We start from the raw sequence: 22,110 nt of genomic DNA, 5'->3' as shown, positions 1-22,110 counted from the left end.
GGGGGTAACTTTGTTAGAGCTACTAGCATTTTGACGTTAGGGCCTGAGGTGTATATTACGCACATCAGCTTTTTACCCACTTTATACATTGTATATATGCCTTCTTGACCTTCATGAACAATTACTTCATTCAGATTTACACCGCTACATTATAGCGGTCAATTTGAGAGGCTCAGTGAACTAGCGGAACAATAGGTTACGAAAACTATTCGTACCCTAAAAATCATTATTGATATTAGAATCAGTTAATGGTAGTGGCCCGATGATTTCAGATTTCTATATTCATAGCATTGAGTTCTGCTTCCGTATAGCCAGAAGCGGATAGTGCTATTTCAATTTCTTCAGCAGCCTTATAATCAAATAATTTAAATTTAGACATTAAAGCGAAAGCATTTTGATCTTCAATTGCCAAGGCAACAGCTTCCACGTCTTGTAGTAACTTCAGGTCTTCAATGTAGAATTGAGCGGTTCGCATCGCTAAATACTCATTCAGTGTAGTTGAACTGTAGAAAAGTCTTGTTAAAGTAGCGATTGCGTTAGGAACGAAAATCTTATTCATAATTACCCCTCCAATATTCTCAATATTCTGTTATATTAATCACTACAAGTATGAGTCACCATAAAAATGTTGTCAATCTTTATCTGTTGAGCACTTTTACTTACCAGATGAATGTACATCTGTACTCAAATTGAGTAACTAGAAAATGTCGATAGACGCCTTTGCCAAAGGAAAGAAACGATTACAATGCTTTCACTTGAAATGATGGTGGAACAATATCAAGAAGAAATACAACCAATGATAGAAAGTTTTAAATTGAAATAAATAGAAGGAGGAAAGTATGGAAGAGTAATTAAAAGCAATCTCTTCCCTTTTAGGGGGTCTAGTAGGGGATTATTAACAATCTTCTCGTAGGACGTACACACCACTTCATTATTACATAGTAAATATTTCCTTTGTCTTTTAACTGTATGATTTTAATATCTAAACAGTTTATTATATTGATAAAGGAAGAATAACTTAAGCTAATACTATAATGAAATAAGTCTTTAAAAGGGAAGTGATAGTTAAATGCTTTATATAAGCGATATCGAAAAAATAATTAATAACACATTAAATGAGCACAATTTGGATATTATTTGTGAATTTGACAATAATCTAAGTGCACCTATGAGTTATAACGTATCGACCAATACTATAAAGTTTAATTATCTTCAAGTTAACGGTTATAAAGGAAAAGTTAGAATTAAAGAGACAGAGGAAGACTTTGTTAAAATTATTCTTTATCGTATTATTGGTTATTATTTAGATTTTAAGAAAAACAAACATGATTTAAGGATTATGATGTATGGTCACGAAGAGGAAAAAGAAAAGCTGAAATCTGAAATAGAAACTAATGCTTGGGATTATGGGAGAACATTAATACCTGAACAACTATTGGAGTCATATGATAAAGTCCGTGAGTTAGATAAAATGCTAATAAATTAATGTAATTAAATTGAGACCCGACTTTAAACTGAAAGCCACATCATTTTTAAGTATGTAATATTAGTTCCAGCAAACGTGAAGAGTCAAAAGAGCTTTTCCTCCCTTGTTCACTCTGGATTTCCCATTTTCAAGGCAACCTAGTAAGGTAGTAATGGAACAGGAACACTTATAAGGAAGCCTCCTTGGAGGGGCAACTGGTAGAATACTCTTTGGAGATTCGCTCTGGAGCTGGCTTTTTTGAGTGAGAAATTAAACTGATATCCAATAAGACAAGACCAAGAGAAAGAGGAGTTGTCTGAGAAAGCTTGACTAATAAATAAATAGAAAATGAAAAATGGGGTTTTTGAGATTACATAGCTCTCTATACGGTCCTCTCCTTTGTCATTATAAGTCAATCAGAACTATGTAACCGTTCCTCTATATCAGAAGCAATGCAAAGAGAGTGAATAGCCTCCTCCCACAATGAAGATAGTAGCTCCTGTAACTTTACTTCTTTTATTATCTGCTTCCTAGTTTTGCAAATAATAACTATGAAATATGGTAATAAATAATAACAACACTTCACAAGACAAATTTTCAAAGGGGCGGCAAATTGTGAACAATATGGGATGTCAATGCAGGTCCAATGAAGAATTACAGCAACTGGTTGATCAGGCAAAAAAATATACAAATAAGGGAAAAGTGGCGGACTATATACCGGCTCTTGAAAAGGCGAATCCTGAGGGCTTATCTGTGGCTATTTACTATCCTGACGGTAAAGGGTATTGTGCGGGGGATGTAAGTGGTAAAGTGACTCTGCAAAGCATATCAAAAGTTTTGACACTTGCTCTGGTATTAATGGAAAAAGGTGAGGAATATGTCTTTTCCTATGTAGGAAAAGAACCCACCGGTGATCCTTTTAATTCGATTGCCAAGTTAGAGACAAACAAGGCATCCAAGCCGTTAAACCCGATGATCAATGCAGGAGCATTGACTGTGACCCACATGGTTGCAGGTGACAGTGTAAATGAGCGATTCAATCGTATTTTACATTTTATCCGGGAATTGACGCAAAATCCTACTATCGGTTTTAATGAAGATGTTGCACGTTCAGAATACAATACAGCAGACTTAAATAGGTCGCTAAGCTATTTTTTAAAGCAGCATAATGTAATAAATGAGGATGTGGAGGACTTAATCGAATTGTATTCGAAGCAGTGTGCCATTGAAATGGACAGTCAGGATTTGGCGAGGATCGGCTGTGTGCTGGCCATGAATGGGAAAGATCTGTTGACGGGAAAGCAAATCATCCCCGGGGACATTGCCCGTATTTGCAAGACATTCATGGTTACCTGCGGCATGTATAACGCATCAGGTGAATTTGCCATTAATGTTGGAATTCCGGCTAAAAGCGGTGTGTCAGGGGGAATCATGGGGGCCGTCCCCGGAAAATGTGGGATTGGAATTTATGGCGCTGCGCTTGATGAGAAGGGGAACAGTGTTGCCGGGATAAAGATCTTGGAAATGATGGCGAAAAAGTATTCCTTAAGTATGTTTAATATGTAAACAAGGTTGTCCGTATTTATCAAAATGAACCTGATGACATGTATGGCCTTACAAGAGGAAAAGGCCTGCCAGGTGCAATTAGTGCAGTGGCATTAGTAAATGTGGTTCACTCCAAAGCCTTACAGAAACAAAGCATTTACTTCAAGCTGCAATTGTAATCGTTACTTTCAAAGCACAAAAAAGGACCTCTGCACATAAGGCAAGGTCTTAAGCTCGATTATAACAAGTTGGATAGAAGGGATACTTTTCTATACAAAGCATTTGCCTCTTTATTCTGATGTTCCCCCGCCTCATTTAGATGTCCTTCCATATCGGTCATTAAATCAGCTAATTTCAGTGCCTTTTGTCTGTCAGAAATATTACTGCGAATGATATATTCGTACTTTGCATTGTATTCAGTTAGTGTCATTTAATCCGTCCTCCTATAGTACAAAGCCATTTAAGCTGTCCTCTATTTCTTCATCAGCAATTCCTATGTACTTCAAAGTTATTTCAGGGTGTGAATGGTTAAGAATCAATTGTAATTTAGCCACGTCTTTACTCTGTTTATAGTACCAGTATCCGAATGTTTTCCGCATGGTATGAGTTCCTACACTTTCAATGTCTACCATATCTGCGGCTTTATTAAGCTGTCTGTATGCTTGTATCTTGCTTATCGGCTTATCACCTTTGCGTGAAGGGAATAGCCATTCGCTATCAATGGTATCTATATAAGTTGCTAACTCATTAAATACATTGTTAAGTTGTATTGTTCTAGGCTTCTTTGTCTTGCCTTCCTTAATGATAATTTTCATCTGGCCTTTAATATCCTTTACCTTCAACGATAATAGATCAGACACACGTAAGCCAGTATTTATTCCTAAAAGGAACAATATGTAATCTCTTTCGCTGCAATGTCTTTTCAATGACCATTTCATATCATCTAATTTTTCCAATGATCTGATTGGTTGAACGTCAATTAAATGTTCTTTCGCCATTTTGCATCAGCTCTTTCATCCTGCTAGTAGAATCAATGATTTGAATGTATACTTTTATCTGATAGTTAAAGAATAACACTTGAACAGGCAAGAAGTCAAAAAAATTACCGTTTTGAAAGTAAACTTTTAACTATTTGTTTACATTGGGTGTGCCTTGATTAAATTATTGGTGACGAATCCGGTGCACAAAGGGGAAGCCCTAGTATAGTCTATTTGCTGCATACAGAACACTGAGATTAGCTTGTTTGGGTCATAACCAAACAGGTTTTTAGTATGAAAGGAAATCCACAGGAAAAAATGGAATAGAATAAAATAAAGGAAAAAATTTTCACCCCCATATCTTTTTCTCTTTCTAAAACGTTTATAGGATAGAGGGTGTTGAAGGAGTGAGAAAAATGATAAATAAGTTGAAAGAAGATATTTCTGAAGGAAAAGATAACGACATGATTTTGCGTGAAGTCTATCCTGAATTGCTTCGGTTTTGCCGATTCCTTACCCAAAATAATTGGGATGGCGATGATTTAGCACAGGATACGATACTGAAGGTAATGCAGGGCTATGGGAATAAAACGGAGGTAACAACGGCTTTATTGAAGACGATAGCCCGTCATTCCTGGATTGATACGATACGTAAAAGAAAAAAAGAATCCGTAGAGGATCTGAAGGACACCGAACAGCAGGGGGCAATTGGGGAAAATGCCTTTGAAACGGTTGAATATATTATAAAATCCCTTACCCCAAAACAAGCTGTGGTGTTCATATTAAAGGAAGGGTTCCTCTATCGATCTAAAGAAATCTCAGATTATTTGAACACGACGGAAACGGCTGTAAAGGCCATCTTGAATCGTGTGAAAAAGCGTTTTGACAAAGATGGCATTGATGAGCGTAAGTTGTCCTGTGCGGAAGATTGGCAAGATGATGAGGAACAGAGGCTGATGTCTCTGATGACGCAGGCTTTGAAGGTCCGAAATCCTGATATCCTCATTAGAAGTATTCCATCTTTCAAATCCCTGAACAGTGAATCAATGATTCCTAAACTGATGAATCGTTCGATGCACTCCAAAGCATGCTTCACTACTTCAAACACTCTCTCAATGGCTGCATAGCCAATCATTTTGTTAGGAGGAAGAAGAGATATGACTACCATTCCATATGTAATTGAGCAATCCAGCAAGGGTGAGCGCTCATACGATATTTATTCCAGACTTCTAAAAGACAGAATCATCATGATTGGGGAAGAAATCACAGATCATTTAGCCAATAGTGTGGTTGCTCAATTGTTATTCTTGGCAGCAGATGCCCCTGATAAAGAAATTACCATCTTCATAAATAGTCCTGGGGGATCGACTAGTGCCGGTTTTGCTATTTATGATACGATGCAATATATTAAACCTGATATCCGGACTGTATGTACGGGTATGGCTGCATCATTCGGGGCAATGCTTTTATTGGCGGGTACGAAAGGAAAAAGGTGCGCTTTGCCGAATAGTGAAATTATGCTTCATCAACCTCTTGGAGGGGCAAGGGGGCAAGCTACGGAAATTGAAATTTCTGCCCGAAGGATTTTGAAACTGAAGGATCATATCAATCAGATCATCTCGGAAAGGACTGGGCAGCCTATCGAAAAGGTGGCGAAGGATACTGATCGTGATTATTTTTTAAGCGCAAATGAGGCGAAGGAATACGGTATTATTGATGAGATAATCGTTCAGGGGAATTAATTCATAAAAAGGCTACTTGAATTTTGAACTTTCTCCCATTAAGTGGAGAGTTTTGTAAAAAGACCTAATTAAAAAATGACATCAGTAATGGATGAGGTTGCAGACAAAAATAAGCTGAAATATGGAATGAAGAGAAACAATCGATATAAATTTATCGGCTGTTTCTCTTTTTTTATCTATTCACTGATGTGATTACATTCATAGTGGTAAACAAAATACAATTATACGAATTAAGGTCTGGTTGTATGGTTATTAAGATGGGAACAACAAAGAAATATCTTTAATATAGTGCCAATATGAGTTGAGAAAAACACCATCTAAAAGTCGTAAATTGAGGTTAAACGAATTTAGCTGACTGTATTATTGGATAAGATAGGTTGATTTCCTTTATGATAGGGAGGCATATTAACTTAGTAAAGTCGAATTAGAATATTAAGACTTGAAAAATATAGTAGGAAGTAACGATATGTAATAACTCAACCAAAGGAAGTGCCGTAAGAATGAATCTCGATAAAACAGCAATCACTAAAATTCGTACAGGTCCCATGTTTGCGGTGATGTTGGCTGGTGCTCTCGTCGCTTTCTTGAATCAGACTCTAATCAATATCGCATTGCCTCAATTGATGAATCATTTTGAAATATCGGCTGCAACAGCTAATTGGCTGACAACTATCTTTTTGTTGGTCAATGGGATTGTCATCCCGATCACAGCTTTCTTGATGGAAAGGTTTAACACAAGACAATTATATCTAACTTCGATGGGACTCTTTGCTTTAGGAACTTTTTTATGTGGAATTGCACCTAGCTTCTCCGTCTTATTGATCGGACGTGTGGTTCAAGCTGCAGGTGCAGGGATTTTATTCCCTTTGATTACAAATGTGATTTTCACTTTATTTCCTCCTAATAGACGTGGTTTTGCGATGGGGATATTTGGAATTGCGATGAATTTCGCCCCAGCCGTAGGACCAACGTTATCAGGATGGATTGTACAAAACTATTCCTGGAGAGTTCTGTTTTTTATCATTTTCCCATTTGCACTTCTTGACTTTCTTTTTGCAATTTTTATCATTAAAAATGTAGGGGAAACTAGCCGACCCAAACTCGATAAAATGGGTGTAATTCTATCCACTATCGGATTTGGAGGAGTTCTATACGGATTTGCTACAGGCGGTACTAAGGGGTGGGGCAGTTTAGAAGTCCTTATAATGTTCCTTGTTGGCGGAATCAGTATAGTATTATTTGTCTGGAGACAATTTACCGTAAGGCATCCTATTTTGGAATTTCGAATTTTTCGTTATCGGATGTTCACATTAACTACGATTATCAACGTCATCGCGACTATGGGTATGTTCTCTGGAATGATATTAATGCCAATCTATATGCAGAATATCCGTGGCTTTACTCCCTTGGAATCTGGCCTCATGCTATTGCCTGGAGGTATTGTAATGGGGATTATGTCTCCTATCACAGGTAAGCTGTTTGATCGGTTTGGGGCGAGATGGCTAGCGGTAAGCGGACTTGCTATTACTATTATTACAACCTATCTTTTAACACGGCTTGAAACAGATACGTCTTATTCTTATGTGGTATGGGTATATACTATTAGAATGTTTGGTATGTCGATACTGATGATGCCTATCTTTACAGCTGGATTAAATGAATTGGCACTTAGCTTAAATAAATACGGAACAGCAATGGTTAATACGTTGAGAATGGTTGCAGGTGCTGTCGGCATGGCATTCTTTGTGTCAGTTATGACAAATCAGGGAACGAAACATGTACAGGGAATTTTAACACAAAATCATATCTCACCAGAAAATAAAACCCAAATGGCAATGGCCATTAAACAAGGAAGTGTAATGGGGGTAGATGATGCATTTATGATAGCTACATGGTTAACCATAGTTGCGTTCATACTGGCCTTTTACATACGGCGAACTTCACCACAAGAAGATACCATCACCAATCGATTATCAAAAAAACAAGTTTGAATAAACAAGGCAAAGTTAGTGAGTATCACATCTAGTTCCCTAGGTACAATAAATCCTTTCATTATAAACGGACTTGCCTTAAGATGACATATAAATACCAGAATAAGGGACACTTTTTATGAGTGTCCCTTTTCATTTCAGACAGAAAGTTTTATTTCTTAATAAGTAGTCTACTGGATTCGTTGTCTTTATTTACAGGAACATCTTTTCCTACTGTGACACGGCGAACAACGCGATGTTGGCTCTCATAGTCTGCAATAGCATAATGCTGCGTGGCTAAGTTATCCCAAATAACAACATCCCCTTCGCTCCATTGCCAACGTACGGTATTTTCTAAGCGGGTAACGTATGAATCGAAGATACTCAATAATCGTTCAGATTCACTTGTTGTATATCCTTCAACTCTTCCCGCAAAGCCACCTAATAACAAATGCTTTTTCCCAGTTTCTGAGTGCACATGAACGACTGGATGTCTCGTTTTATAAATTGTCGATTCAAATACATCACGATATTTCTTTTTAATCTCATCATTGATATTTTCGGTTGGTTTGAATTGAGCGTAATCGTATTCATTTGTATGGATGGCCCATAGTTCGTCTGCTAATTTTTTCAATCCTTCTGGAAGATCTTCATATGCTTTATTCGTATTTGCCCAAACTGTATCTCCACCCACTTTAGGAATGGTTACGCCTCTTAAAACAGAGTATTTAGGAACTTCTGGAACGAAAGTAACATCAGTGTGCCAATGGTTTGCTTTAGCACCTTGTTCAGAATCAAGTTCGAAGATATAGTTTGTATTGTCTTTGACCGGTACTGTAGGATGTGCATAAGGCTCACCTAGTAGTTTGGCAAATGCTTCTTGACTAGCATCGTCCAAATGATTTTGACCTTTGAAGAATACGACTTTATAATCGTTTAGCGCTTGTTTGATTTCACTGAAAATAGCTAAATCCAAGTCTCCGCTTAATTGGACTCCTTGAATTTCCGCTCCAATTCTTCCTGCTACTGGTACCACTTTTAATTGTTGTGTTTTAGTTTCCGTCATAATCAATCTCCTCCTGAATGGTATGTTTTTTTATTTTTTAAAGGCTTCATCAATGTATTCATTGTGGATCTGGTTTTTAAAATTAAACGATTTCTTGATATAACCCACACCAGCTAAAGTATCGATTGATTCTTGTTGTGCTTTGATGGCCTCTTCAGTAAAGAAGATATTTGGCTCTTCAGCCGTTATTATTTTCTTGACTGTGTCCACAGGCAATTTAGTTTCTTTAGAATAAATTTCAGATGCTTCATCTGGATTTTCAATTTGCCAATCGGCTGCTTTTTTATAAACCTTTAAATAGGCCTCTACAATTTCAGGATGTTCTTCGGCAAAACCCTTACGTGCAATGATTGCACCAGGAGCTAATATTTTTCCTTTTACTTTAAGTGCGACTGCATTTCCTTTTTCAATATTATTAAGATAATAAGGGTTCCATATGGCCCAAGCGTCCAATTGTTTGGTTTCAAAGGCGGCCTGGGCATCATCCGGTTGTAAATTGATGAGTTTAATATCCTCAGTCGTTAAACCATGAGCTTTCAATGCCTTAATTAAATACACATGGCCCGTTGTCCCCGAGGCAACACCAACCGTTTTTCCCTTTAAGTCTTCAATCTGCTTTATGCTACTATCTGCTTGAGCTAGGATCCGGACAGAAGACTCACCCTGACCTGTTTGTGCAATCACTTCGAATGGTAGATTCTTATCAATTCCGGCAATTAGTGCACCATCCCCTAAAAAAGATAGGTCAACCCTGTTGGAAGCAAGGGATTCCAAAAGCGGGGGACCACTCGGGAATTCACTCCACTCGATTTGGGCATCCAGTTTAGAAAACTCTTCGTCGAACAATCCCTTTTCCTTTGCAATGACTAATGGCCCCATCTTGCCATTTAGGGCAATATGCACTTTTAGTGGATCACTTTTTCCGGAAGCTTTGCCGGCATCGGAATTACAGCCTGCTAATACTGCGATACTGATGATGGCAAGTAGTACTGCGGTTAACTGGCTACGATATTTCTTCATGAATTCCCTCCCTTTTTTTATTACACTTACCACATCTGGATAGTCAGATTAATGACAAAAAAGAGATTCAACGAAGAGTATGCCGGGGTTACTCTTCATTGAATCTCCGGTAGTCCAGTTGATTCACATGACTTTTATTGAATTGGCTCCTTTGTGAAGCGGATTGGTGTATGAATGCATCTTAACAGCTGTTAGAATAATCTGTCAATTATTTTTTTATAATTAATCCGATAAAATAAATTGGTATTAGGTGTTGATATTAAATAATCGATAAGTTAATATAAAATGAAATATTGAATCGACTAGTTAACTAGAGATTCAGCAAAGGGACATTATGTGTCTTCTTGCTGGATCTCTATTTTTTTTATTTGAGAAAGGGTGATGAGTATTGGTATCGACGTTAGAAATTAATCACGTAAGCAAGACATTTAAGAATGATAATGAAAGAGTCCATGTTTTGGATAACTTGGATCTAACCGTAAACAATGGTGAATTCGTTACCATCATTGGTCCGAGTGGTTGCGGGAAAAGCACTTTATTAAAGTTGATCGCAGGACTTGATTTAGACTTTGAAGGCGCGATTATTGTAGGCAATCAGGAGGTTAGTGGCCCTTCCAAAGACCGTGGTTTCATTTTTCAAGAGCACCGTTTATTTCCATGGTTAAACGTGGAGAAGAATATTTCAGGTAACCTTCCATTAAAAAAGCCAGAAATACGAAAAAGGGTGGATGATTTGATTTCACTTGTTAAACTTAAAGGATTTGAAAAGGCATATCCACGCCAATTATCCGGTGGAATGTCTCAGCGGGTCGCGATTGCCAGAGCCTTATTACGTAACCCTGAAGTTTTATTGTTAGATGAACCATTTGGTGCATTGGATGCTTTCACGCGAACACATCTTCAAGAAGCATTATTGGAAATATGGGAGAGGAATAAGACAACGATGGTGCTTGTCACCCATGATATTGATGAATCGATCTATTTATCGAAGAAAGTGGTCGTCATGGATGCAAAGCCTGGACGGATTAAAGGTATCGTTCCAATTGATTTACCTTATCCAAGAACTCGAACAAGCAAAGCGTTCCAAGAATTTAGGTCCGTTATTTTAAATCAACTAGATCATCATCCTGAAGAAAAGGAAGATTGGAGCATCTAATAAAATTTTTAAAAAGAAAGAAAGGATGAAGAAAATGTCTACACAGACCGTTGCTCAAAACAAGACGATTGTCATTAGGAAAACGACAAAACAATCCAAAATGGCCAAATCAGCATTTCGAGGATTATTCCTTCCTGTTGTAGTGTTGATTGCATGGCAATCATTAGGTTCAGTTGGAATCCTGCCTGCCCAATTATTCTCATCACCTTTATTGATCGTTACTACTTTTATTGATCTCGTTCAGTCAGGTGAAATGGCCATACATTTACAAATTAGTTTAACGCGGGCGCTTCTTGGCTTTGCATTAGGTGGTTTTTTAGGTTTATTGATCGGAGTCATTGTTGGTATGCAAAAAAAATCCGAGGAGTATTTAAACCCAAGCATTCAAATGTTACGAACAGTTCCTTTACTTGCCATTACACCTTTATTCATTATGTGGTTCGGATTTGGTGAATTATCTAAAGTACTGCTTATTGCGTTAGGTGCTTTTTTTCCTTTATATTTACAAACCTTTTTAGGACTTCGGAATGTGGATAAAAAACTATATGATGTTGCTCAAATCTTAGAATATAGCCGTCTGGAACAAATAACGAAGCTCATGATTCCTGCAGCTTTACCAAACATATTACTCGGTATCCGTTTAGCATTAAGTTCCGCATGGATGTGCTTGGTCGTCGCTGAATTATTAGGGGCAGATAAAGGGGTAGGCTTCATGATCCAAGATGCCCGTTCATTTATGCAAACTGACGTCGTATTCGTAGGTATCATCATTTTTGCTCTCGCTGGTAAAATCTCAGACTCTTTTGTCCGCTTTTTGGAAAATCATTTACTGAAATGGCAAGATAGCTTTAAAGCTTAATTGAAAAGGATGACCGCCCGTGATGGGAGGTCATCCTTTTTTTGTTTTGTTGGAGTTACTGGAAGGTGTTGTTTTTTATTCTTTTTCTTTATATAAAGGTAAAAAAATAGTGAAGGATGTTCCTTTATTCAATTGGCTTTTAACTATAATTTCTCCCTTGTATTTTTGGGCGATATTATAGCAAACAGTTAAGCCGATACCGGTACCTCTTTCTTTAAGTGAATAAAACGGCGTGCCTAGTATTTCAAGCTGTTCCTTAGAAAGTCCTATACCTGTATCCGTGATTTTTATTTTTGCCATATTTCGTTCTTGTTCTGTTTCTACAGTGATAAATCCGGGATTGTTCATTGATTCAATCCCGTTTTTAATAATATTTACTAATACTTGTTTAAGTTCAATCGGATTCATTTTGATGTATAGTTCTCCGCTAAATTTAAGTAGAAAGCCTACATTACAATTATTAGCAAAACTAGTTAATAGATCAGAGATTTTCTGAATTTCATGATTCAAATGAATAACCTGGATATTTCCTGATTGTGGTTTTGCTAATGATAAATAGTCATTAATTATTACCTGTGTATATTCAAGTTCTGTAAGCATGGTTTGTACATAAAATTTTTCTGTTTCGTTCAGTTCTTTTTCTTGATCTAATAATTGGGCAAATCCTTTTACGACTGTAATGGGGTTCCTTATTTCATGCGCAATGGTAGCGGCTAGCTGACCGACTGAATTTAATTGTTTAGCTTGTTGAATTTCTTTATGAAATGCATTTGTGGATTGCATTCTATTGTTTGTTCCTATAAATACAAATACTAATATTATTTGTATAGCTATAAAATTCAATGTATTACCAAAACTATCTAATGCGACATACTCGTACGTATACTGAAGATTTGTATGCGAAATAACTAAGATAAAAGTAGGTCCAAGTATGATATTTAAAGAAGCGACAATATAAAACCCTATTTTATCAAAGAGAAAAATGGGGATTAAGGGTGCTATTGCGAATAAAGACAACATAATTGCAGTATCTGGGAATACCCAAAATTTAATATATAAATAAACAGTAATTAAGAAAATGAACAGGGTTTTATATAAATTAGTTTCTTTTTTTACGAAAAATAACAAAGAAAGAATGATTCCAGATATCAAAATGACCTGTAAAGACATATCGTAAGGATTAGCTTTCCAACTTATTGGAGATACAGAAATGCCAACTAATAGTAAAAAGGATATCATTGCCATAAATGCCTTAAGTATAAATCGGTGTTTGTTTTGATAATACTGATAGTTTTTTAACATAATTCCCCTTGATTTTAATATTCTGTTTTTTTTAATAGTAATCTTTTACTAGTTTTTTGTAAATCAAAAAAACATAGATTTTGATATCTCATTTTACAAAGCTTTAAATTGGGAAGCAAATTAAGTAAAATAAGTCTAAAGGAACTGGATAGTGCATTCAAAATAGGTGAAACGAACTAAGTGATTTTTATCAGTATGCTGTTTTATGGGTTTCTTTCCTTATTTTTATAGAGGTGTAGTTTCTTTACACTATATTAGTTGTAGCTTTACATTTCCCTTCTAAAATGAAAGTAAGAATAGAAGGGAGAGAGGGAAATTGAAAACTAGTATAAAGAAATTAGGTCTATGTATTATGAGCGTAGGATTTATATTACAGGCTACATCGTTGGATGCTTCAGCTGCTTCAGCAAAAGAAAATCACTCAAACTCATCAATTTATGAGAAGAAAATTGTGAATATCGCGCATCGCGGTGCTTCTGGTTATGCTCCTGAACATACCATTCCCGCTTATCAATTGGGAGAACAAATGAAGGGTGACTACATAGAAATCGATCTCCAGATGACTAAGGACGGAAGATTAATAGCGATGCATGATGAAAAGGTGGATCGCACAACAAATGGTACAGGTCTGGTGAAAGATTTAACACTAGCAGAAATAAAAAAACTGGATGCCGGCTCTTGGTTCAATGAAAAATATCCGCAATTTGCAAAAACGAAATATAAAGGGTTAGTGGTTCCAACTCTTGAAGAGGTCTTTAAAAAATTTGGCAGACAGGCAAATTATTATATTGAGACTAAGTCTCCAGAGGTATATCCAGGAATGGAAAAAGAACTTCTAGAGGTTCTGAAAGATTATAAGATGGTAGATTCAAAGGGACGTACCAAAAATGTACTTATACAATCGTTCAGCAAAGAAAGTCTGTTGAAGGTTCATGACATGAATCCAAAGTTGCCACTGGTTCAACTTTTCTCTTATAAGAATCAGGCAACTATTTCTGATAAAGAATTGGAATCTATTAAGGAATATGCCATTGGAGTTGGTCCGAACTTCACTAAGATAGATGGACAATACGTGAAAATGGTCAGAAATCATGGTCTTCAATTTCATCCGTATACAGTAAATGAAAGAGCTGATATGAAAAAAGCTTTAGAATGGGGAGCAACGGGATTGTTTACAAATTACCCTGATGTATTTAATGAGGTAATAAAAGAGTATAAAAAAGAAAAACACAATCAGATTATGAGTAAATGAAGAATAGATTGAGAAGATCTATATAAGCTTATTAGGAATCATCAACTAAATAAAGGTATCCATAAGTAAGCTTCGATTCTTCGGGGCTTTTTTTTGTATCTCGTTTTTTGAATTTAAACCTAATCCGAAACTTCAGAAGAAGGATGATATTATCGTACGTGTGACATCGACGGCAATTTGCGCGTCAGATCTTCATAGTATTATGATATAGAGAAGTATAATATGTGTTTTAAAAAAAGAAAGGCCGATAAATGATCTTGAATAAGAGTGTTTGATAAGAAAATGATACAATTTATTATATAATAATATTGATAAAGGGAGGTAGGTCTGATGGTATATAATTCGGCGGCTGAACTTTGTGAAGGGTTTGAGGCAGTATATCAGCCTATTCAAGTTCAGTTAACGATTGAGATTGTTGATAAGAGATTGGGGCCTGTAAAGGCTGAAGCAGAGATTGCCATCAAGCCTGTTGAGTCAAAGGGGTTTTTAGAGGTGTTGGTGGAGGATCTGGAATCGGAGCATATTTTTGCTGATGAAAATGGCAGCATATACGGAAGCTTTGGAATTGATCAGAGCATCCAAATTTATGATGAAGTTCTAGACATTATTCCGTTAGATGATCTAATCGGAAAAGAAAATTGGAAAGTGACTGTCGATTCATTTATCGCGGAAGAAAAGCTAAAAGGACAGCTGGAAAAGGTACTGAATAATTACCAATTTAGTGATATGAGCGGTAAATATAAATTTAGAAAAATATGTACGATTACGGAACTCCAATTTTTGAAGTGAAAAAAATAGAGAAGGTAAAAGCCTTCTCTATTTTCATTATTATTCTTGGATCATTTTAAATCTGTTCTGGTTAGCTTTTCTTCGTATTCGGCCTCATCTAACCCTATTCACTCCTTATTCTCGTCCTTTAACTAAGAGCTTCTTCGAATTATGTTTAAATCAGACAAAAGTAAGTTCGGCATTGGTTAAAAACATATTCCCATCAAATATCTATTATTAAAAAATCCACTTTTTTGAATGCGATGGTAAGTATGCATGAAATCGCATCGGATTGTGAAATATGGTTCTATATTTTTCATCATTTGTTAGATATATTGAATTAAAGGGTACTAAAAAAGCACAGGAGTTAGCCCCTGTGCAACGAAATTATTTATAAACCTTACTTGGGATTTTTACGGCAGGATGGCCAGCGGCATAAGGAGCCACTTCATATTCTTGGAATACGAGATAGATCCCCCCGTTTGTATAATAGAACTGTGAATCCTTATTGACGGGAACATCGCTCTGTTTTTTCACATAAAAACTATCTCTTTTCCTCATGTAGTCATAAGCATATTTCTGCACCTTCGTATATTTCACTTTGGATGTGAGGATTTCACTGATTTTCACCTGTTTACCGGAAGATTCTTTGAAATTATAGGATGTTGTGTATCCCATTCCATGAGCTCCACCGCTATAGTAGTAATCGTCAATAAGAATGCTTAGCTTTCCATCTTGGTTGAATTTCACTTTATACGAAATACTGTAACTATACTGACAAGAGTATGGGGATTCTTTGCACCATTCCTCATTTTTATCTTTTTCCCTATCCTTTTTGGCTTGCAGATAAGAGGAATAGGCGTCCTTGGCATGCTTAGTTAACACCTGATTAATTTTATCCTGAGCTGCTTTACTTTTAAGTCCTGATACTTGCGGATACGACAAGTCACTGATATTTTTATATTTTTTCTTGGTTATCTTCACATTGCTGAATTTTAAATATTTTGTAGATACATAGGCTTTTTTTCCATTGTACCGAATTTCCGACCAGCCGGATTTTGTTTTCGAATAAACGGTTACGGCTTTCCCTTTCTCCAACGATCCTACTTTTTTATAGCTGGTGCTGGGGCCACTTCTAACAGTTAAAGGGGAACCCTTCGTATTTACCGTGGCATTTTCTGTAGTGGCTGCTGAGACTGAGTCGATTTTTATCAGTAAAAAAGAGATGCATGTAAAAGTTAATGCGACAGCAAGGACAATCTTAGTGAAATTCTTGAATAGCATTCAATTACCACCTTTGTATAATTTTTACATTATCTATTATATAAGTAGGTGGATCAATTAGAAAGTGAATTTTTTATTTCAAAAGTTAAAGAGGAGAAAAAAATGAAAATTGGTTTAGTACGACACTTTAAGGTGGCACATGAATTCCCAACTGGAAAATATGTGACGGCGGATGATATGAATCAATGGTTTAAGGATTATGATGCAGCAGATATTATTTATGGGACAACTTTATTGGACGATGTGGAATGGAAGAGATGTTATTGCAGCGATATGTCGAGAGCAGTGAAGACGGCTGAGCATATCTATCCTGGTGAGGTTAATCAGATGGAGGAACTTCGGGAAATACCATCTCCACCTCTTAACGGGAAGGTGAAGCTGCCATTCATACTTTGGGCCATTTGGATTCGCTGTTGCTCGGTAGTTAACAAGCAGACGAGAGCGGAGATTAAGATTGCTGAGAAACGGATCAATAAAGTATTGGACGAGCTTCTCGCAAAAGGAGAGCAGGATGTTTTGATTGTGAGTCATGCTGCTCTCATGGTATATATGAGGAAAGAGCTGATCCGACGGGGATTCGCAGGTCCAAAGTTTAAGATTGCTAGTAATGGAAAGTTGTATGTGTTCGAAAGAAAATAAGGAAAAACTCGCATGTGAACTTTTTTAAGTTTTCATGAGCAAATAGGGTAAGCCTTTTGATATTTCAAAGAAAGATGAAGGCATTTTACCGATAGTTATTCTTTTTCTAATGGTTGTGGTTTATTATTGTAATAGTGTAATTTTTTCGAATTCAATGGTAGGGAAAAGAGGGTGAGCATTTTGGTAAAGGCAGTTTTTTTTGATTTAGATGATACGTTACTTTGGGATCAGAAGAGTGTGAAAGAGGCTTTTATAGCGACATGCGAATTGGCAAAGGCGAAATATGATTTGAATGTTGACGAGTTTGAGGAAGCGGTACGGAAAGAAGCACGTGAGCTTTATTCTTCTTATGATACATATGAATTTACGCAAATGATCGGTATCAACCCGTTTGAAGGACTTTGGGGTAATTTTCAAGATGATCATGATGAATTCCGTAAGATGGCCGAGATTGTACCAGCTTATCGGAAAGAGGCATGGACAAGAGGCTTGAAGGCATTAGGGATAGATGACCCGGCATTTGGTCTTGAGCTAGCAGAACGTTTCCCTGCTGAGAGACGGAAAAAACCATTTATTTATGAAGAAACATTCCAGGTGTTAGATGAGTTAAAAGGGAAGTACAAATTGTTATTGCTGACGAATGGTTCGCCTGAGCTTCAAAATACGAAGCTTGAAATCACGCCTGAGTTAGTTCCTTATTTCGATCAAATCGTTATTTCCGGCGCGTTTGGACGTGGGAAACCGGATGCTTCTATTTTCGAGCATGCATTAGAAATCATGGAGCTTGATAAGCATGAAGTATTAATGGTCGGCGACAATTTAATGACGGATATCCTTGGTGCATCACGTGCAGGCATTAAATCGGTTTGGATAAACCGTCATGATAAGGAACGGAATGAAGTCATCCCTAATTATGAAATTACGCATTTAGAGGAGCTTTTTCCTATCCTTGAGAGTCTAAATAAATAACGGATATATCCCCTTCAAGTAGTAAGTTCAAAAAAACTTAACTTGGAGGGGATTTTATTTAATTCAAAACATGGCATTAAAATAATAGGACTTTGAATTTATTTACAAACCAAAATGGATGGTATATAGTTACCATGTAATAATTAATATTATTCAGACTAGGGGTGTCCAATAAAAGTTGGGCTGAGAGAGAAGCGCGTTAAAGCTTCTTAACCCTCAGGACCTGATCTGGTTCATACCAGCGTGGGGAAGTTAGAATCTACTATTCAATGACATGTAATTTGGTCATTTCTGTAGTCATACTAACTTTAGCCGGGTCTTAAATATGAGACCTGGCTTTTTCGTGCGAAAATGGATTGGATTTTGTCCTTTTTAATCTAACTTAAAAAGGAGAAATGAAATCATGAGTAATTCAGTAAATGACATGAACGTTTCAATTATGTCCAATTTTGCAGGAAGTAAAAAAGTTTATGTAGAGGGGTCTAGACCTGATATAAAAGTTCCTATGCGTGAAATTAAACTAAGTCCCACAACAGGAGCATTTGGTGAAGAGGAAAATTTACCTCTACGCGTATATGATACTAGCGGTTTCTATACGGATTCTGAGTATTCTATTGATATTCGTAAAGGTCTTGACCCTATTAGACGCAACTGGGTTCTTGAACGGGAAGACGTTGAAGAGTATGTGGGGCGTAAAATAAAACCAGAAGATAATGGGTATAAAAAAGTTGAGTCTCATTCCAAAGCAGAAGTTTTTCCGGGATTGATAAGAAATCCTTTGCGTGCAAAGAAGGGGAGAAACATAACCCAACTCCATTATGCTCGTAAAGGTATCATTACCCCAGAAATGGAGTTTATTTCGATTAGAGAAAGTGTTTCCGCTGAGTTTGTACGAGATGAAGTAGCTAGCGGGCGGGCCATTATACCGGCTAATATTAACCATCCTGAAAGTGAGCCGATGATTATCGGACGTAATTTTCATGTGAAAATAAATGCGAATATTGGGAATTCAGCGGTTAGTTCATCCATCGAAAATGAAGTAGAAAAAATGACTTGGGCCACTCGCTGGGGAGCCGATAACATCATGGATCTCTCTACCGGAAAAAATATACACACAACCCGTGAATGGATTATTAGAAATTCGCCTGTACCTGTTGGAACAGTACCGATTTATCAAGCGCTTGAAAAAGTAGATGGAGTCGCTGAAAATTTAACATGGGAGGTTTTTCGGGATACTTTAATTGAGCAGGCTGAGCAAGGTGTTGATTACTTTACCATACATGCTGGTGTGCTTCTGCGATATATCCCATTAACAGCAAAGCGGATGACGGGAATTGTTTCCCGTGGGGGTTCTATTATGGCTCAATGGTGTCTGGCTCATCATGAAGAAAGCTTCCTCTATACTCATTTTGAAGAAATCTGTGAAATCATGAAAGCATATGATGTATCTTTCTCATTAGGAGATGGACTTCGTCCTGGATCTATTGCAGATGCAAACGACGAGGCGCAATTTGCGGAATTGGAAACATTGGGTGAACTAACAAAGATTGCTTGGAAACATGATGTACAAGTTATGGTTGAGGGGCCCGGTCACGTTCCAATGCATTTAATTAAAGAAAATATGGATAAGCAACTGGAAGTTTGTCAAGAAGCCCCATTCTATACATTGGGACCCCTAACAACTGATATAGCTCCTGGCTACGATCATATTACTTCTGCGATTGGGGCTGCCATGATTGGCTGGTTTGGAACTGCGATGCTTTGTTATGTGACACCGAAAGAGCACCTTGGTCTTCCAAATAAAGAGGATGTTCGAATAGGGGTTATTACGTATAAAATTGCAGCCCATGCCGCTGACCTAGCAAAAGGCCATCCAAATGCTCAAAAACGAGATGATGCCCTTTCAAAAGCAAGATTCGAATTTCGTTGGAGAGATCAGTTTAATCTATCGCTCGATCCTGAAAGAGCCGTTGAATATCACGATGAAACTCTGCCTGCTGAGGGTGCCAAAACAGCTCACTTTTGTTCAATGTGCGGTCCTAAATTCTGCAGCATGAGAATCTCACAAGATATTCGTGATTTAGCTAAAGAAAAAGGGCTTGGTTTTGAGTCTGTAATTGATGAAGGCTTGAAAGAAAAAGCGAATGAATTTAGAAACACAGACGGAAAAATCTATCAATAATATGGACGAAAAGGAGAATTCGATGAATCGAGTAATCCAGATTAAAGTTGAAATAAAACAGTTGGAAAATCAGCTGGATCAGCTTAAAAAAGAGCTGAGTATTTTTCGGGAAAATTGTAATCATGAATTTGTAAAAAATGATTATTTACAAGAATGCACAAAGTGCCACTTAATTGAGAGTCTGCAATGGTAGGGATTTCTCGATTAAATAACTTTGGATTCTTGGTATTCTAGTAAGTAGAAAAATTGCAAATCAATAAGACTTTAATGCTCCTTGGGATTATTCAGTTTTATAAGTATTAAGGAGAAAAAGGACTAACCATCCTTTTTCCTTATTTTTCATAAGCACCGAATCAGACTTTGAGAAAGTTCCATAGATACCCTCGGCATTACCTTTCTCTTTTATAAGTATAAGTTACCCCAGGTATTTTTCTTTATCCTATATGTCCCTCATTTCTTCGGATCATGTTAGTCATAAAAACCAGTGTATAAAGGAACGTGGCTTTATTAGGTTTTCATGGAAGGGTTTTGCACGGATATTCTTGTTTTGTTTTAACATACTAAGCTTGTCCACATCATAAAACAAGGAGGGAATTTACATGATGCAAAATCAACAAGGTCAAACACACGAGAATATGCAAACAGGTGCTATACCCCCACAAATGAATCACGGTGGTCACGAAGTATTCGATGTACATGAAGTGTTGTCGGGAACGATTGGTACTTTAAACACTTATATGCTTTTGCGTCAGCATGTACAGGATCAGGAATTACTGGACATTCTGGATCGTCAATATCAGTTCATCCAAGATGAATATAACCTTTCATTAGAGTGCTTTCAATCTGGCCAGGACCCATCCAAACGAACACAGAGTTACAACATGAATCAAGGTAACGATTTTATATATGGATTGACACCAACTCAGCCAAAGAAACCTTTGCAATCCGTATCGGAAATTACGGATGAATGCATTTCAGGCTTGATGCTTGGGGCAGTGAAGTCTGCTGCTTCTTTAAAAGCAATGTCTGCACTTGAAATTACAAACCCAGTTGTGCGTCGCGTATTTGCAGCTTCTGTTCCGAACTGCATTGAAATGGCATATGAGATTTCGATATATCAAAACAAACATCATTACTACCAAGTTCCACAGCTTGCACAGCAGGATATGCAACAAATGTTGAATTCATATTCACCCGCACAAGGAAATAACAACGTAAGCCATTAATTAAAAAACAAACAAAATCTAAAAAAACTAGCAAATTTATTCCGACCAGTTAGATAACTATAGCAATTTATTAAGGGATAGGACTAAGCACCGTAAGTCCTATCCCTTCAATAATATTAACCAGTGTTGTTTCCTTATTATTGTTTCATCTGATTTATTTCCTGAACACAATTTTGGACAAGAGTTACAGCCTGGCTCATAGTTGCTCCTCCACCAAATGCTGCCGTCACTCCGATTGCTTCCAGGATTTCTTGTTCTGAACACCCTTGATCAAGGCATCCTTTAGTATGGTAGATAATACAGTATTCATCTTGAGAATATAAGCTTATGCCTAAAGCGATAAGCTGTTTCTCTTTCTTAGATAATAGACCTTCTTTAAAGCATTCTTCCGTAAAGGAATTGAATTTCTCAGCGAGCTCAGGCATTTTATCCGTAAAAATACCAATACCAGCTTTATAATCGTGAAGAGTAATTTCTGTAGTGTTTTTTGCTTCAAATTCCATATCCCATTCAACTCCATCCATAATAATCTTTCATCAAAAATTAGTATGAACTAAACAAGAAATGATTAATCAAAAACGATGGAGTTATTGTGAATGAATAGCCTGTTAGATCACGTGTAGATGCACTAATACATATACATAAGGATATTCTGTTGCATCGCCACATACAGCTCATTTGTATAGAG

Annotated in this window: 22 protein-coding genes and 1 riboswitch; of the genes, 14 read left to right on the top strand and 8 right to left on the bottom strand. The window is 36.9% G+C overall.

The annotated features are described in order from the left end of the window. Window positions 1-268: 268 nt before the first annotated feature. Window positions 269-559 carry a hypothetical protein gene (locus JFU24_RS12585; RefSeq protein WP_201182773.1) on the bottom strand — a complete coding sequence of 97 codons (291 nt, stop codon included), beginning with the start codon at window positions 557-559 and terminating at the stop codon, window positions 269-271. Window positions 560-1,069: 510 nt separating this feature from the next. Here JFU24_RS12585 and JFU24_RS12580 point away from each other — a divergent pair. Both JFU24_RS12580 and glsA read left to right on the top strand, forming a co-directional pair. After that, window positions 1,070-1,486 carry a hypothetical protein gene (locus JFU24_RS12580; RefSeq protein ID WP_201182771.1) on the top strand — a complete coding sequence of 139 codons (417 nt, stop codon included), beginning with the start codon at window positions 1,070-1,072 and terminating at the stop codon, window positions 1,484-1,486. 603 nt (window positions 1,487-2,089) lie between these two features. Then, a complete protein-coding gene (gene glsA / locus JFU24_RS12575) occupies window positions 2,090-3,031 on the top strand; it encodes a glutaminase A (protein WP_201183498.1) in 942 nt (313 codons plus the stop codon). Window positions 3,032-3,248: 217 nt separating this feature from the next. On the opposite strand, the gene JFU24_RS12570 is transcribed toward glsA, so the two are convergent. Next, window positions 3,249-3,440: a hypothetical protein gene (locus JFU24_RS12570; RefSeq protein WP_053344519.1), complete on the bottom strand. Its 192-nt coding sequence runs from the start codon at window positions 3,438-3,440 to the stop codon at window positions 3,249-3,251. A gap of 13 nt (window positions 3,441-3,453) precedes the next feature. Next, window positions 3,454-4,008, bottom strand: a complete 555-nt coding sequence (locus JFU24_RS12565; RefSeq protein ID WP_242485334.1) for a site-specific integrase — start codon at window positions 4,006-4,008, stop codon at window positions 3,454-3,456. A 395-nt stretch (window positions 4,009-4,403) separates the two neighbouring features. Here JFU24_RS12565 and JFU24_RS12560 point away from each other — a divergent pair, with 395 nt between their 5' ends. The 3 genes from JFU24_RS12560 (at window position 4,404) to JFU24_RS12550 (ending at window position 7,720) form a co-directional block, all read left to right on the top strand. Beyond that, the gene (locus tag JFU24_RS12560) at window positions 4,404-5,114 is read left to right on the top strand and encodes a sigma-70 family RNA polymerase sigma factor (protein WP_201250021.1); all 711 of its coding nucleotides are present in this window, start codon (window positions 4,404-4,406) and stop codon (window positions 5,112-5,114) included. Between the two features lie 30 nt (window positions 5,115-5,144). Further along, window positions 5,145-5,729, top strand: coding sequence for an ATP-dependent Clp endopeptidase proteolytic subunit ClpP (gene clpP, locus JFU24_RS12555; protein WP_053344522.1), 585 nt, complete (start codon window positions 5,145-5,147; stop codon window positions 5,727-5,729). Between the two features lie 500 nt (window positions 5,730-6,229). After that, entirely contained in the window at window positions 6,230-7,720 is a 1,491-nt protein-coding gene (locus tag JFU24_RS12550; RefSeq protein WP_201182765.1) for a DHA2 family efflux MFS transporter permease subunit, read from the top strand. A gap of 151 nt (window positions 7,721-7,871) precedes the next feature. On the opposite strand, the gene JFU24_RS12545 is transcribed toward JFU24_RS12550, so the two are convergent. Then, entirely contained in the window at window positions 7,872-8,765 is an 894-nt protein-coding gene (locus JFU24_RS12545) for a TauD/TfdA dioxygenase family protein (RefSeq protein WP_201182763.1), read from the bottom strand. A 30-nt stretch (window positions 8,766-8,795) separates the two neighbouring features. After that, on the bottom strand, window positions 8,796-9,785 hold the full coding sequence (locus JFU24_RS12540; RefSeq protein ID WP_201250020.1) for an ABC transporter substrate-binding protein: 990 nt from the start codon (window positions 9,783-9,785) through the stop codon (window positions 8,796-8,798). Between the two features lie 388 nt (window positions 9,786-10,173). Between JFU24_RS12540 and JFU24_RS12535 the strand changes: the two genes are divergently transcribed. Both JFU24_RS12535 and JFU24_RS12530 read left to right on the top strand, forming a co-directional pair. Beyond that, entirely contained in the window at window positions 10,174-10,941 is a 768-nt protein-coding gene (locus JFU24_RS12535) for an ABC transporter ATP-binding protein (RefSeq protein ID WP_201182759.1), read from the top strand. Between the two features lie 25 nt (window positions 10,942-10,966). Beyond that, a complete protein-coding gene (locus tag JFU24_RS12530; protein ID WP_379161119.1) occupies window positions 10,967-11,800 on the top strand; it encodes an ABC transporter permease in 834 nt (277 codons plus the stop codon). 75 nt (window positions 11,801-11,875) lie between these two features. Here the strand turns inward: JFU24_RS12530 and JFU24_RS12525 are convergent, their stop codons facing one another. Beyond that, window positions 11,876-13,102: a sensor histidine kinase gene (locus JFU24_RS12525; protein ID WP_201182756.1), complete on the bottom strand. Its 1,227-nt coding sequence runs from the start codon at window positions 13,100-13,102 to the stop codon at window positions 11,876-11,878. A 352-nt stretch (window positions 13,103-13,454) separates the two neighbouring features. Here JFU24_RS12525 and JFU24_RS12520 point away from each other — a divergent pair, with 352 nt between their 5' ends. Both JFU24_RS12520 and JFU24_RS12515 read left to right on the top strand, forming a co-directional pair. Continuing rightward, window positions 13,455-14,354 carry a glycerophosphodiester phosphodiesterase gene (locus JFU24_RS12520; RefSeq protein ID WP_201183494.1) on the top strand — a complete coding sequence of 300 codons (900 nt, stop codon included), beginning with the start codon at window positions 13,455-13,457 and terminating at the stop codon, window positions 14,352-14,354. Window positions 14,355-14,684: 330 nt separating this feature from the next. Then, complete coding sequence (locus JFU24_RS12515; protein ID WP_201182754.1) at window positions 14,685-15,143, top strand: hypothetical protein; 459 nt, start codon at window positions 14,685-14,687, stop codon at window positions 15,141-15,143. Window positions 15,144-15,509: 366 nt separating this feature from the next. On the opposite strand, the gene JFU24_RS12510 is transcribed toward JFU24_RS12515, so the two are convergent. Further along, window positions 15,510-16,406 carry a PdaC/SigV domain-containing protein gene (locus JFU24_RS12510; protein WP_201182751.1) on the bottom strand — a complete coding sequence of 299 codons (897 nt, stop codon included), beginning with the start codon at window positions 16,404-16,406 and terminating at the stop codon, window positions 15,510-15,512. Between the two features lie 102 nt (window positions 16,407-16,508). On the opposite strand from JFU24_RS12510, the gene JFU24_RS12505 reads away from it, so the two are divergent. The 5 genes from JFU24_RS12505 to JFU24_RS12485 all read left to right on the top strand — a co-directional run bounded on the left by JFU24_RS12505 (window position 16,509) and on the right by JFU24_RS12485 (window position 21,422). After that, window positions 16,509-17,045, top strand: coding sequence for a histidine phosphatase family protein (locus JFU24_RS12505; RefSeq protein WP_201182749.1), 537 nt, complete (start codon window positions 16,509-16,511; stop codon window positions 17,043-17,045). Window positions 17,046-17,225: 180 nt separating this feature from the next. Further along, on the top strand, window positions 17,226-18,014 hold the full coding sequence (locus JFU24_RS12500) for an HAD family hydrolase (protein ID WP_201182747.1): 789 nt from the start codon (window positions 17,226-17,228) through the stop codon (window positions 18,012-18,014). A 150-nt stretch (window positions 18,015-18,164) separates the two neighbouring features. Continuing rightward, a riboswitch (TPP riboswitch) is annotated at window positions 18,165-18,281 on the top strand. Window positions 18,282-18,414: 133 nt separating this feature from the next. Further along, entirely contained in the window at window positions 18,415-20,196 is a 1,782-nt protein-coding gene (thiC, locus tag JFU24_RS12495) for a phosphomethylpyrimidine synthase ThiC (RefSeq protein WP_342214743.1), read from the top strand. A 22-nt stretch (window positions 20,197-20,218) separates the two neighbouring features. Further along, window positions 20,219-20,389, top strand: coding sequence for a hypothetical protein (locus JFU24_RS12490; protein ID WP_162878748.1), 171 nt, complete (start codon window positions 20,219-20,221; stop codon window positions 20,387-20,389). A gap of 409 nt (window positions 20,390-20,798) precedes the next feature. Beyond that, window positions 20,799-21,422, top strand: a complete 624-nt coding sequence (locus JFU24_RS12485; protein WP_201225030.1) for a spore coat protein — start codon at window positions 20,799-20,801, stop codon at window positions 21,420-21,422. Between the two features lie 137 nt (window positions 21,423-21,559). Here the strand turns inward: JFU24_RS12485 and JFU24_RS12480 are convergent, their stop codons facing one another. After that, window positions 21,560-21,925 carry a carboxymuconolactone decarboxylase family protein gene (locus JFU24_RS12480; RefSeq protein WP_201225029.1) on the bottom strand — a complete coding sequence of 122 codons (366 nt, stop codon included), beginning with the start codon at window positions 21,923-21,925 and terminating at the stop codon, window positions 21,560-21,562. Window positions 21,926-22,110: the final 185 nt, after the last annotated feature.

Origin of the sequence: Peribacillus sp. TH27 (genome assembly GCF_016650915.1) — a bacterium.
Lineage (GTDB): Bacteria > Bacillota > Bacilli > Bacillales > DSM-1321 > Peribacillus > Peribacillus butanolivorans.
The sequence above is the reverse complement of the archived record's forward strand: the minus strand, read 5'-3'. Positions and strand labels throughout refer to the sequence as shown.